The organism is Xanthomonas sp. WHRI 8393 (assembly GCF_040203315.1).
Classification (GTDB): domain Bacteria; phylum Pseudomonadota; class Gammaproteobacteria; order Xanthomonadales; family Xanthomonadaceae; genus Xanthomonas; species Xanthomonas arboricola.
In genome coordinates this window covers 119,399-132,284 of sequence record NZ_JBEGGL010000007.1, presented here as the reverse complement: position 1 = coordinate 132,284, position 12,886 = coordinate 119,399, and the positions used below count along the sequence as shown (strand labels likewise).

The following is a 12,886-nucleotide window of genomic DNA, read 5'->3' as shown; positions in this document are numbered from 1 at the left end:
TTCATCGCGCTCCGGTGGCCAGCGCGGCGTTGGCCGGCAGCCGCGTGGCCGGCTCGGGCAGCGGCGGCGCAGGGCAGTAGCGGCGCAGGAAGTCCGCATGCGCAGGCAGCCGCGCCAATGCGGCATCGACCCGCGTGCGGATGGTCTCCAGGAAATGACGAAGCTCGGCATCGCCCATCAGGTCGGCCACCGGGTGGTGGTGCTTCGGCGTGATGCCCTGGCCCAGCATCACCTGCACCCAGGAATTCTCGGCAAACAGCTCGTTGGCCTGGTGGAACACCCGCCCGCTCTGGCGGAACAACTCCACCCGGTGACGCAGCGTGTCGGGGATGTCCATCGCCGCGCAATCGCGCCAGAACGGCGTGTCGCGGCGGTCGGTGGCGTGGTAATGCAGGATCACGAAATCGCGGATATGGGTGATTTCGGCGGCGGCCTGGCGGTTGTACTCGGCAATGTCGACATCGTTGATGACCTGCGGAAAGGTCTGCATCAGCCGGATGATGCCGCGCTGGATCAGATGGATGTTGGTCGATTCCAACGGCTCCAGGAAGCCGCTGGCCAGCCCCAGCGCCACGCAGTTCTTCTCCCAGACCCGATGCCGCTGATTGGGCGTGAAGCGCAGTGCGCGCGGCTGGGTCAGTGCGCGGCCGCTGAGATTGCGCTGCAGTACCTGCGCGGCGCTGTCCTGATCCATGTAGCGGCTGGAGTACACGATGCCGTTGCCGACCCGGTGCTGCAGCGGAATGCGCCACATCCAGCCCGCCTGATCGGCGCGCGAGCGGGTGTAGGGTACCGGCGCGCCGACCGATTCGGTCTGCACCGCCAGCGCGCTGTCGGCAAACAGCCACTGCGACCAATCGTCCGTGCCCACGCCCAGCGTCTTGCCGATCAGCAGGCCGGCAAAGCCGGTGCAATCCAGGAACAGATCGCCTTCCACCCGCGTGCCGTTATCCAGCGTCAGCGCGGTGAGATAGCCGCTGTGCGCGTCGGTCTCCACGTTGCCGATGCGGCCTTCGATACGCTGCACGCCGAAGCCTTCGCTGAAGCGGCGCAGGAAGCGCGCGTACAGTCCGGCATCCAGGTGATAGGCGTAATTCATGCCGCCGTTGGGCAGATGCGCAAAGCGGCCTTCCTGCGCGGCACGCAGTTCCAGGCAGTAGTCGCCGAAGTCGCGCGCCAGGCCACGCTGCCGGCCCTTCAACCAGAAATGCTGGAAGCCCGCGCTCCAGTGATCGGTGCCGGTGTGGCCGAAGGAGTGGATGTAGTGCCGGTTCACATCGCGCCAGTGTTCGAAGCCGATGCCCAGCTTGATGGTGGCCTGCGTGGCGGCCATGAACGCGGCCTCGTCGATCTCCAGCAGGCGGTGAAAGGTGACCAGGCTGGGAATGGTGGCTTCGCCCACGCCCACCGTACCGATCTCGTCCGATTCCACCAGGGTGATCTGCAGGTGCCGGCCCAGCACTTTGGATAACGCGGCGGCGGCCATCCAGCCGGCGGTGCCGCCACCGGCGATGACGACGCGGCGTACCGGGCGCTGTTGTGGGTCGGAAGGGGCGGTGTCGGTCATGGCGTCAGATCCTCAGCGATTCAGGCGTTGCAGCAACCGCGCGCGCAGGCTGCGGGCACGGGCCTCGTCCATCGGCGCCAGGACGCCGCGCGCAGACTCCGGCATGTGTGCGGCGGTGTCCGCATCGGCATCGAACACGTAATGGTCGAACACGTTCTGCCAGATCGCGCGTTGTTCCGCTGGCAGGTCGCGGAGGGTGAGCAGCGCCAGCATCAGCGCGTTCATCGGCGAATCCATGTAGGCCGGGCTCTGCCGCCACCAGAAATTCACCAGCACGTTGAACGGCGTCAGCGCTTCGACGTGATGCCACCACATGCTGGGAATGAACAATGCATCGCCCGGTTCCAGCTCGGCCACCAGCGCGTGTTCCAGCGCCTGCGCATAGCGTGGAAAGCGCTGCAGGTCCGGCGCGGCGATATCCACCAGGCTGACCGGCTGCCCGGCCGGGGTGAGATCGAGTGGGCCGATATACAGATTGGCCAGTTGCTGCGGCGGAAACAGGGTAAAGCGGCGGCGCCCGGCGACCACGCAGGCCAGGTTGTCGGGCAGGTCCTGATGGGCGGCGATGCGGGTGCGGTTGCCGATCCAGATACTGGCCAGCGGCTCGCGCTGCGGCAGCGCGATCGGGTTATGCGCGCGCAGGCCGGGCAGGTAGGTGTCCAGCGTGGTGGAGCCGACGTAGATCGCCGGTGGCTGCGGGTTGTGCAGATCGCGCAACAAGGTCTCCAGCACCACGCCCAGCGGCACGCGCTCGGGGCGGAAATTGAAGCCGCTCATGTCCGCGTTGTAGAAGAAGCGCCCGCCGATGTCCGGCGGGCCGACCTGTGCCACCACCGCTTCGCCGCGATCGAAGCCGCGCAGGTAGGCGGCGGCGGCCTGCGCCGAGGTGGCGCCGGCCTGCGCCAGTGGCCAGTCGCGCACCAGCCCGCGCAATACCAACGGCGTTGTCGAGCGCAGCACGGCTGGGTCCAGCTGTTGCGGGTCCAGTCCGTGCCGTTCTTCGATGGCGCGCGGCTCAGCCAGCATGACGGCGCTGCATGCGGTCGAGCAGATGGCGGAACTGGGCGACCGAGGCCACCGCCATGTACAGCGGTTCCAGATCGCCGTGCCGGTGCAGGTCGAGCAGGGCCGCATCGTCGAGTGCGCGCAGGCGTTCCTCGTGCACGGCGTAGAGCCCGGTCAGACGGCATTCCAGGCCGTTCTGCAGCGTGGCCTCGAACACAAACGGTTCGAGCAAGTCGTAGCCAAGCAAGCGGTCGACGAACGCCTGGCTCGCGGCCAGGCCATCGTGCAAGGTGCGCAACACCTGGCCGATGTGGTCGAGAAATTCGGTGGTACCGCCGTGTTCGCGAAACAGCACCTCGCCTTCGCTGCGGCTGATGCGCGGGCTGTCCAGGTCCACGTGCACCATCGGCCCGTCCGCCTGTTCGCCGATCAAAAACGGTTGCCGCTGGATCGCCAGCGGCACGTACGGCGCATCCCAGCGCGCACCATCCAGGAACAGGTTCTCGCCCAGGCGTAATCCCAGCAATGCCAGCGGCTGAAAACTGCGCTCGCCGCTGCGATGGAACACGATCGGGTACTGCGCCTGCAGTTGGCGGAACTCCTGCGGAAAGGTCGCGGCCGACATCACGTCGTCGCCGTAGGCGGCGCCGTGCGTGGTGATCACGCGCAGGTCGCGGTGATCGAGGTTGTTCAACAACACGGCATTGGTCATGGGGGGAAAGACACATCACGCGGGGCGCGTGGCCCATGCTTGGACAGTTGCTTCGGCATGGCAAGTCCCGGATGCGACACATCCGGGAAACGCCACGAGAGCGCCGTGCGAAACGCCCCGGCAGACTCGCTGCCGGGAGCGCTTAAAAGAACATCACTGCATGACCAACGCGCTGCATCACCAGAACTTGTAACGCACGCCCAGCATGTAGCGCGGGCCGGTCTGGGTGGCGTAGATGATCTGGTTCGGGTGACGGCCGTGCTGGCGCTGCACCTCGTCGGTGAGGTTGATCGCCTCCAGGCTCAGCGACAGGTTCTCGGTCCACTGGTAGCCGATGCTCAGGTCCAGCTGGCCATAGGCTTCGGTGTAGACCGGGTTGGGCTGGCCGCTGCCGTCGAAACGTGCAGCCAGGAACTCGTCGCGCCAGTTGTAGGCCGCACGCACCTGCCACTTGTCCCTGTCGTAGAAGCCGACCACGTTGGCCGAGTCGCTCAGCCCTTCCAGCGCGAATTGCTCGCCGATCACGTAGTTGTCGTAAGTCAGGCCGGAGTCGACCTTGGTGTAGTTGGCCGACACGCCGAAGCCGCTGTCGCCGAACATGTGCTGCAGGTTGAATTCCCAACCGTCCAGCGAGGCCGAGCGCTGGTTGGCCGGCGCGGTGATGGCGAAGTTGGCCACCGGATCGCCCGGCTGCCCGCTGATCACGCCGGTGGCGTTGCCGTTGGAGTCGTCCGGCCCGCGCGCCACACCCGGCGCACCGCCGCGGTTGCGGAAGATGTAGTTGCGGATGCAGGTCAGGTCGGCCGAGGCGCAGCCGTTGCCCAGCGCTTCGTTCCAGTACGCACCACCCACTGGCGTGTTCAGGCCCAGCGAGGTGTCGTTGCGCGTGGTCACGCCGATGTAGTTGTCGATGTTCTTGCGGAAGAAGCCCACCGAGGCGTAGCTGGCATCGCTGTAGTACCACTCCAGCGAAAAATCGATGTTGTGCGAAAGCAGCGGCTTCAGGCCGGGATTGCCTTCCTGGCCGGTGCCGCCTTCCAGGCGCGCGATCTGGTTGAGCGTCTGCCCGCCCTGGATATCGCCCCAGCCGGGCCGGCCGATGGTTTCGCCGTAGCTGCCGCGCAGCACCAGATCCTCGGTGAGCTTGAAGCTCAGGTCCAGACTGGGTAGCCAGTATTCGTATTTGCCGCTACCGCTGGCGAACGCCGAGTCGGCCAGGCGGATCGGCAACTCGTTGTTGGCGACCCAGTCGATACCCACCGCCACTGGCACCAGTGCCTGCGCCTCCACCTTGGTTTCTTCGTAACGCACACCGGCGGCCAGGCTGATCGGCACGCGCAGATCGTCCCAGCTGTTGTTCCACTGCAGGTAGGCGTTCTTGGATTTTTCGGTCACGCGGCGGTCGGTGGTGAACACCGGCGAGGTGCGGTATAGCGCATCGTCGCCGGCCACCTGCGCGGCCGCCTGGCGGGCACGTTCGAAGTCGAACAGGAACAGCTGGTTGAACTGTGCCGGATTGCCACTGCCGTCGATCGCATCGAAGTACTGCGCAAACGAACTGGGGATCCACAGATCGTCCGGATAATCGGCCGCGGTGCCGGCACCGCCCCAGGTGTCGCGCTGCACGTTGGAGAATGCCGAGCGGTTCTTGACCTCGGTGCTGCCGATGCCGAACTTCAACTGCGAATAATTTTCGAAGGTGAAGTCGCCGTTGACCTGGGCCTGGTCGATCTCCGACTTCATGTAGCTGTTGCGGAACGCCGAGCCGGTGACCAAGGTACGCGACGGATCCAGCCCGGTCAGGCCAAAGCCCAGCTGCTGCTGCAACACCGGGAAATCCTTGCTGAAATCCACCACCGAGGTGCCGCGGTAAAAGCCGGACACGCCCAGCGAATTGCTGGAACCGAACGGGCTGTCCGCACCGGCTTCGGCGGTGGAGCGGTGGATGTCGAAGTTGAGCTTGAACTGGTCGTTCACCGCCCAATCCACGTTAAAGCCCAGCGACTTGTTCTGGTTGCGCGTGGCCGCATTGGAGCCGGCGGTGGCCAGATCGCTGGTGGCCGGATTGACGATTTCCGAATAGCTCACCGGCCCAGCGACCGGGCCATTGGTCCAGGCGCTGGCCGACGGCCCATAGTTGAACCACACCGACATCTCGTTGCGCTGCTGCTGGATCTTGTTTTCCGAATAGGTGTAATCCAGCGTGGTGGTGACGTTGTCCAGCGGCTTGTACTGCAGCGTCAACTGGCCGTTGGTGCGCTGGCGCTCGACGCCGACCACGCGGTAGTTGAGGTTCTGCGGCACCGAATAGATGTCATTCGGGCCGGGGCGGTTGACGATGTTTTCCGAGCCCGGTGTACCCGGCTGCGGGATGGTGCCGTAGGCGGTGGAATCGCCGCGGAACGAACGCCAGCCGTTGGGCACGCCGACCTGGCTATAGCCGAAGTCACGTTCCTGGTAGCTGCCGCTCAGCGATACGCCGAAACGTCCATCGGCCGAGGTGTTGCTGAAAATGCCGGAGATTTCCGGGGTCAGCGCATCGCCCTGCAGGCGTCCGGGCAGATTCTCGTTGGAGCTGTCGTGCACGCCCTTGAGGCCGACGTTGGCATGCAGGCCCGGGTTGTCCAGCGGCCGGCTGGTCTTGATGTTGATGGTCGCACCGATGCCGCCAGTGGGCGTGCTGGCGCGGCTGGTCTTGAACACCTCGATGCCGGAGATCGACTCCGACGCCAGGTTGGCGAAGTCGAACGCGCGCGAATTGGAGGCGTTTGATTCCTCGATGCTGGCGCCCGGCATCTGCCGGCCGTTCAACAGCACCAGGTTGAAGTCCGGGCCGACGCCGCGCACGGTGACGCGCGAGCCTTCGCCCAGCGAACGGTCGATCGACACGCCGCTGATACGTTGCAGCGACTCGGCCAGATTGGTATCGGGGAACTTGCCGATGTCTTCGGCCACGATGCCGTCGACGATGCCTTGCGCATCGCGCTTGACGTTCATCGACGAGGTCAGGCTGCCGCGGATACCGGTGACCTGCACCGCATCGAGCGTGGCGGGATCGGCCTGGCTCGCGCCGGGGACGGTGGATGCGGACTGCGGTGCCGGCGCGGTCTGCGCGGCCAGCGGCGTCGACAGGGCAAACAGCAGGGCAGACGTCAGACGCCGCGTGCGCGGCAGGGTGCGTGGCTCTCTCACAATGATTTCTTCCCCAAATGAAGATAGCCGGCCCCAGAGAGGACAGGCAAAGGTCGATGACACAATCGTGCATTTGTGAGCGCAGGCTTAACCAAGTCAATTTGCACTGCAGCATCGGCCACGAGCCAATCGCGTCACACATCGTTCCAGCCAGCACCACCGCACGCGCACGCACCGGTCGCGGGCTTGGTCGTACCATCGATCGCCAAGGCGCGCGCTGCGTGCCACCCCTTGCCGAACTGGAGCGCACGATGATCGACCTGTACTACTGGCCCACCCCCAACGGCCACAAGGTCACCTTATTCCTGGAAGAGGCCGGGCTGGACTACACGCTCAAGCCGGTCAACATCGGCAAGAGTGAGCAGTTCGAGCCGGCCTTCCTGCAGATTTCGCCCAACAACAAGATGCCCGCGATCGTCGACCACGCACCGGCCGACGGCGGCCCGGCGCAGAGCGTGTTCGAATCCGGCGCCATCCTGCTGTACCTGGCCGAGAAGACCAGCCGTTTCCTGCCGCGCGATGCGCGTGGCCGCATCGCCGCGCTGGAGTGGCTGTTCTGGCAGATGGGTGGACTGGGGCCGATGAGTGGCCAGATGGGCCACTTCAACGTCTACGCGCCGGAAAAGATTCCCTACGCGATCGAACGCTACAACGCCGAGGTGCGTCGCCTGCATGGCGTGCTCGACAAGCGCCTGGCCGAGCAGGCATTCCTGGCCGGCCCCGAGTACGGCATCGCCGACATGGCCAGCTATCCGTGGATCGAGGTCTACGCCGACATCCGCCCCGATTACGCCGAGCTCCCGCATCTGAAGCGCTGGCACGACGCCATCGCCGCGCGCCCGGCCACGCAACGTGCGTATGCGCTCAAGGAGCAGGTCAACCCCAACGCCGGCAAGCCGCTGAGCGAGGAAGAGCGCAAGCATCTGTTCGGTAAACGCTGAAGGCGCAGTAACAACAGCGCGGCACGCACGGCAGTTCCACACGGCGGCTGAGTTCCTCTCCCCCGGGAGAGGGGTTGGGGTGCAGGTACGCAAGTGGAGCCAGACCCACCGCCCCCCGTAACCTGCGCACCACGAAACGCGCATGCACCATCCGCAGCCCGCCAACTGCGACCATCAGCCCAAACGCACCTCTGCTCGCTAGAAACTGAGCGACAACAACCCCAGCACCATGCTGCAGCACACGCGCAGAACCGCGCGCAGCCCTTCATCACGCGCAGCATCGCCGCGCTTCTCAAACACCGCACGCGCCCGCATCCTGTGCGTTATCTCAAGACAGGATCTTCGATGCGCGCCCTGTTCGCCGCCCTTGCCCTCATGCTCAGCACGATCACCACCGCCCACGCCGAAAAACTCACCCTCGACGCCATCACCGGCCCATTGCCGTTGTCCGGCCCGACGCTGATGAAACCCAAGGTCGCCCCCGACGGCTCGCGCGTGAGCTTCCTGCGCGGCAAGGACAGCGACCGCAATCAGCTGGATCTGTGGGAGTACGACATCGCCAGCGGCCAGACCCGGCTGCTGGTGGATTCCAAAATCGTACTGCCCGGCACCGAAACGCTCAGCGATGTCGAAAAGGCCCGCCGCGAGCGCCAACGCATCGCCGCCTTCGCCGGCATCGTCGATTACCAATGGGCGCCGGACGCACATGCACTGCTGTTCCCGCTCGGTGGCGAACTGTATCTGTACGACCTGCGCAAGACCGGCGCGGCGGCAGTGCGCAAGCTCACCCACGGCGAAGGCTTCGCCACCGACGCCAAGCTCTCGCCCAGGGGCGGCTTCGTCAGCTTCGTGCGCGAGCGCAACCTGTGGGTGATCGACCTGGTCAGCGGCAAGCAGCTGCAGCTCACCAGCGACGGCAGCGAGACCATCGGCAACGGTGTGGCCGAGTTCGTCGCCGACGAGGAAATGGATCGCCACACCGGCTATTGGTGGGCGCCGGACGACTCGGCGATCGCCTTCGCGCGTATCGACGAATCCGGCGTGCCGGTACAAAAGCGCCCCGAAGTCTATGCCGACCACACCGAGGTCATCAGCCAGCGCTATCCGCAGGCCGGCCAGCCCAATGTGGCCGTGCGACTGGGTGTGATCGCGCCACGTTCCAACGCCGCGCCGCGCTGGATCGAGTTGGGCAATAACCCCGATATCTATCTGGCACGGGTGGATTGGCGCGATGCGCAGCGGCTGACCTTCCAACGCCAGTCACGCGACCAGAAAACCCTCGAGTTGATCGAAGCCACGCTGGCCAGCGGCAAGCAACGCGTGCTGATCACCGAGACCTCGCCGACCTGGGTACCGCTCCACAACGATCTGCGTTTTCTCAAGGACGGCCGTTTCATCTGGAATTCCGAGCGCAGCGGCTACGAACATCTGTATGTGGCATCGGAAGACGGCCGCACGCTCACGCCGCTGACCTCCGGCGCCTGGGTGGTCGATGCACTGCTCGCCGTCGATGAGCAAGCCGGCACGGTGTATTTTTCCGCCAGCAAGGAATCGCCGACCCAGGCCCATATCTACGCCGTGCCGCTGGCCGGCGGTGCGATCGAACAACGTTCGACAACCCACGGCACGCACGCCGCCAGTTTCGCCGGCAATGCCAGCGTGTATGTCGATACCTGGTCCAACACCACCACGCCGCCGCAGATCGAGCTGTTTCGCGCCAATGGCGAAAAAATCGCCACACTGTTGAAGAACGATCTGGCCGATCCGCAGCACCCGTATGCCAGATACCGTGACGCGCAGCGCCCGGTGGAATTCGGCACGCTCACCGCTGCCGACGGCGCCACGCCGCTGCAGTATCGCCTGATCAAACCGGACGACTTCGACCCGGCCAAGCGCTATCCGGTGATGGTGTACGTGTATGGCGGCCCCGCCGCGCAGACCGTGCTCGATGCCTGGCCAAGCCGTGGCGATGCGCTGTTCGATCAATATCTTGCGCAGCGTGGTTACGTGGTGTTTTCGCTGGATAACCGCGGCACCCCGCGACGCGGCCGCGACTTCGGTGGCGCGCTGTACGGCAAGCAGGGCACGGTGGAAGTGGACGACCAGCTGCAAGGCGTGGCCTGGCTCAAGGCGCAGCGCTGGGTCGATCCCACCCGCATCGGCGTGCAGGGCTGGTCCAACGGCGGCTACATGACGCTGATGCTGCTGGCCAAACACAGCGCCGCCTACGCCTGCGGCGTAGCCGGCGCACCGGTCACCGACTGGGGCCTGTACGACACCCACTACACCGAGCGGTACATGGACCTGCCGGCCGGCAACGCCGCCGGCTACCGCGACGCACGCATCGCCACCCATCTGGACGGCCTGCGTGCCAAGTTGCTGCTGATCCACGGCATGGCCGACGACAATGTGCTGTTCACCAACTCCACCGCACTGATGAGCGCGTTGCAGGCGCGCGGCACTGCCTTCGAATTGATGACCTATCCCGGCGCCAAGCACGGCTTGTCCGGCAGCACCGCCCTGCATCGCTACAAGACCGCGGAGGCATTTATCCAGCGCTGCCTGATGCCCTGAGCGGCCGGCAATCGGTGCCGGGGAGACGGAACTGCAGTGGTAAACGACCGCCGATGCCTGGCATCGGCGACATTCACAAGACCGGCCGGGCAGGAGATGCCCGTTGCAGTGTGGACCTGCACGGGCCGAGCGGCGAGGGAAGCCGGCGCCAGGTGGACGCCAGCCGCAAGCACGGGCGATGGCGCTAGCAAATGCTGACATTCGCCAGCACACCGCCAATCCAATCAACCTGGTAGCCGACCCGCAAGCGCCGCCGCACTCCTGCCGACCATGACCTAAGACGCATTGCCGCAGCCGCCGCGGATGGGTAGGGTCGCGCTACTCAACTTGCGGATCCGCCCGATGAAACCACTCGTTCTCGCCATTGCGCTGGCGCTCGGTGCTTCGCTGCCATTGCAGGCACAGACCGGCAAAGCCGCGCAGGCCCAACCTGCCACGCCGGCCTGGGTGCAGACCAGCAATGGCTATGCACAGATCCTGCTGAACGCGCAGGCGCCATTCCAGCCCGAATACGCCAGCTTCTTCGGCGTGCCCGGCTACGATGACCAGGTCATCGACCTGGGGCCAAACAATGCCGCGCGCTACCGCGATGCGATGAACAAGGCGCGCGCCGCGTTGCAGGCCAAGCTGGCCACCGAGCGCGACGTCAATGTGCGCCAGGACCTGCAGATCATGATCGCTGCGGCCGAGCAGAACATCGAAGGCAGCGAACTCAACGAGCGCTATCTGTTGCCGTGGAACGATGCGCCGCAGCTGGTCTTCAGCGGCCTCAATGGATTGTTGTCCGACCAGACCGTGCCCGAGCGCCGCGCCAAGGCGCTGGACCGCCTCAAGCGTTACGTCGGCCTGGTGCCGGGCAGCACGCCGACCACCACACTGGCCCGCCAGCGCTACGAAGAGCAGCTTGGCAACACCACCTTGCTGCAGCCCACCCAGCGCGAAGTGGAGCAGGCGCTGGCGAACGTGGACACCTACGTCGCCGGCATCGGCGAGTTGTTCGCCAAGTACAAAATCGCCGGCGGTGACGAAGCGCTCAAGGCGATGTCCACCCAGTTGAAGGATTACGCCAACTGGACCCGCACCACGGTATTGCCGAAGGCACGCAAGGACACCCGCCTGCCCGAACCGCTGTATGCCTTCCAGCTCAAGCAGGTCGGCATCGATATCGCCCCGCAGCAGCTGATTCAGCGCGCGCAGCTGGAATTCATGGAAACCCGCTCGGCGATGCGCCAGCTGGCGCCGCTGGTGGCCAAGGCCAAGGGCGTGCAGGGCAGCGATTATGTACAGGTGATCCGTGCGCTCAAGGGCAACAAGATCGCCGACGACCAGCTGGAAACCCACTACCGCGGCGTGATCGACCAGATCGACCCGATCATCCGTCAGCAGCGCATCGTCGATGTGCCCAATCGCCCGATGCAGATGCGCCTGGGCAGTGCCGCCGAAAGCGCCGCGCAACCTGCGCCGCACTTCCTGCCGGCACCGCTGATCGGCAATACCGGCCAGCAGGGCCAGTTCGTGCTGCCGCTGGGCAACCCGACCGCCGACGGCGCCAAGAAGGAACAGTACGACGACTTCAACTTCGGCTCGGCCGCCTGGACGCTCAGCGCGCACGAAGGCCGCCCCGGACACGAACTGCAGTTCACCGCCATGGTCGAACGCGGCGTGTCGCTGGCGCGCAGCCTGTTCGCGTTCAACTCGGTCAACGTCGAAGGCTGGGCGCTGTATGCCGAAGCCGAAATGGTCCCGTATGAACCGCTCGACGGTCAGCTGATCGCCCTGCAGTTCCGCCTGCTACGCGCCGCCCGCGCCATGCTCGACCCGATGCTCAACCTCGGCCTGATCGACCGCGAACGCGCACGCCAGGTGCTCGAAGACGACGTCGGCCTCTCGCCAGCGATGACCCGCCAGGAACTGGACCGCTACACCGTCCGCGCGCCCGGCCAGGCCGGCAGCTACTTCTACGGCTACACCCGCATCCTCGAACTGCGCATGCGCACCGAGCTGGTCCTGGGCAAGAAGTTCGACCGTCTTGCCTTCAACAACTTCCTGCTCGACCAGGGCCTGCTGCCGCCGGACCAGCTGGCCAAGGCGGTGGAAACACAGTTCATTCCAGCGCAGCAGGGCAAGCGCTAAGCGATTCGAGGCTGTGTATTGAATCAGGGCGCGATGGAGCTTGAAGGAGCCCACCATCGCGCCCTGCTGCAGTGTTGCCTACGCAAATGCTTTCAAATCCTTGTGATTCGCCTCAGCGCGTTGGAGGCGGCATATCCGGCGCCGCGCGCTGCTGCGCCCCCGCCGGCACCCAGATCGCCATGCCGGCCGCACGCTTCTGTGTGGTCGGGATGCCGATGCCCAGGCCACCGCCGACCCGGCCGCCGTAGCTGCCGCCGCCGACCGACAGGCCGCCGCCGGAGCGTTCCGAGCCCACGCCGACGATGACCACGCCGTTGGCGCCAAGCTTGGCGGCTTCGCGCTTGAGCCGTTGCACGGCTGCATCGGTCTGGCCCTGGGTGCCGAAACCGGCAGCGCTGGTGGATTCGAGCTGGGCGATTTCCACCGAGCCGACCGGTGCATTGGAGTACACCTGCACCAGTGACGGGTCGATCGGCGTGCGCGCCTGGCCCAGCATCACCTTGGAACTGCTGGCGCAACCGGCTAGCAAGGCAACGGTGGCTGCCGCGATGGCGGCATTCCTGATCAGCGATTGCATGTACATGGTGGAACCCCCTGTGGGTAATGGCAACGATGATCCGGCGCCCGGACTGAATCGCTCTGGACTTTGCCGCACCCTAGCCATGCCCACGTGAGGCTACCGCCAAGCCGCCATTGGTCAGGGTGACCATCTGCCCACAGCGCCTTGGCGGGCGCGGCGCTAAGCTCGGGGCTTCTTTGAAT

At 65.6% G+C, this 12,886-nt stretch carries 8 protein-coding genes; 3 read left to right on the top strand and 5 right to left on the bottom strand.

Annotated features, from left to right (window positions below; genetic code table 11):
- Window position 1 precedes the first annotated feature (1 nt).
- The 4 genes from ABQ137_RS18950 to ABQ137_RS18935 all read right to left on the bottom strand — a co-directional run bounded on the left by ABQ137_RS18950 (window position 2) and on the right by ABQ137_RS18935 (window position 6,476).
- Window positions 2–1,567: a tryptophan halogenase family protein gene (locus ABQ137_RS18950; RefSeq protein WP_349783362.1), complete on the bottom strand. Its 1,566-nt coding sequence runs from the start codon at window positions 1,565–1,567 to the stop codon at window positions 2–4.
- Window positions 1,568–1,579: 12 nt separating this feature from the next.
- Entirely contained in the window at window positions 1,580–2,593 is a 1,014-nt protein-coding gene (locus ABQ137_RS18945; RefSeq protein WP_349783361.1) for a cupin-like domain-containing protein, read from the bottom strand.
- Window positions 2,583–3,284: a SapC family protein gene (locus tag ABQ137_RS18940; protein WP_349783360.1), complete on the bottom strand. Its 702-nt coding sequence runs from the start codon at window positions 3,282–3,284 to the stop codon at window positions 2,583–2,585. The genes ABQ137_RS18945 and ABQ137_RS18940 overlap by 11 nt, the downstream gene beginning before the upstream one ends.
- A 177-nt stretch (window positions 3,285–3,461) precedes the next feature.
- Window positions 3,462–6,476 carry a TonB-dependent receptor gene (locus ABQ137_RS18935; RefSeq protein WP_184577850.1) on the bottom strand — a complete coding sequence of 1,005 codons (3,015 nt, stop codon included), beginning with the start codon at window positions 6,474–6,476 and terminating at the stop codon, window positions 3,462–3,464.
- A gap of 251 nt (window positions 6,477–6,727) precedes the next feature.
- On the opposite strand from ABQ137_RS18935, the gene ABQ137_RS18930 reads away from it, so the two are divergent.
- The 3 genes from ABQ137_RS18930 (at window position 6,728) to ABQ137_RS18920 (ending at window position 12,124) form a co-directional block, all read left to right on the top strand.
- On the top strand, window positions 6,728–7,417 hold the full coding sequence (locus ABQ137_RS18930; RefSeq protein WP_349783367.1) for a glutathione binding-like protein: 690 nt from the start codon (window positions 6,728–6,730) through the stop codon (window positions 7,415–7,417).
- A 345-nt stretch (window positions 7,418–7,762) separates the two neighbouring features.
- Complete coding sequence (locus tag ABQ137_RS18925; protein WP_349783359.1) at window positions 7,763–9,991, top strand: S9 family peptidase; 2,229 nt, start codon at window positions 7,763–7,765, stop codon at window positions 9,989–9,991.
- Window positions 9,992–10,333: 342 nt separating this feature from the next.
- Entirely contained in the window at window positions 10,334–12,124 is a 1,791-nt protein-coding gene (locus ABQ137_RS18920) for a DUF885 domain-containing protein (protein ID WP_104590271.1), read from the top strand.
- Window positions 12,125–12,236: 112 nt separating this feature from the next.
- On the opposite strand, the gene ABQ137_RS18915 is transcribed toward ABQ137_RS18920, so the two are convergent.
- Window positions 12,237–12,707 (bottom strand): hypothetical protein, encoded by a 471-nt coding sequence (locus ABQ137_RS18915; protein WP_065033446.1) that lies wholly within the window; start codon window positions 12,705–12,707, stop codon window positions 12,237–12,239.
- Between the last annotated feature and the right edge of the window lie 179 nt (window positions 12,708–12,886).

Excerpts from the sequence above, each read along its gene's own strand:
- ABQ137_RS18950 (WP_349783362.1), bottom strand. The coding sequence starts at position 1,567 with ATGACCGACACCGCCCCTTCCGACCCACAACAGCGCCCGGTACGCCGC.
- ABQ137_RS18930 (WP_349783367.1), top strand. The coding sequence starts at position 6,728 with ATGATCGACCTGTACTACTGGCCCACCCCCAACGGCCACAAGGTCACC.
- ABQ137_RS18940 (WP_349783360.1), bottom strand. The coding sequence starts at position 3,284 with ATGACCAATGCCGTGTTGTTGAACAACCTCGATCACCGCGACCTGCGC.
- ABQ137_RS18925 (WP_349783359.1), top strand. The coding sequence starts at position 7,763 with ATGCGCGCCCTGTTCGCCGCCCTTGCCCTCATGCTCAGCACGATCACC.
- ABQ137_RS18945 (WP_349783361.1), bottom strand. The coding sequence starts at position 2,593 with ATGCTGGCTGAGCCGCGCGCCATCGAAGAACGGCACGGACTGGACCCG.
- ABQ137_RS18920 (WP_104590271.1), top strand. The coding sequence starts at position 10,334 with ATGAAACCACTCGTTCTCGCCATTGCGCTGGCGCTCGGTGCTTCGCTG.
- ABQ137_RS18915 (WP_065033446.1), bottom strand. The coding sequence starts at position 12,707 with ATGTACATGCAATCGCTGATCAGGAATGCCGCCATCGCGGCAGCCACC.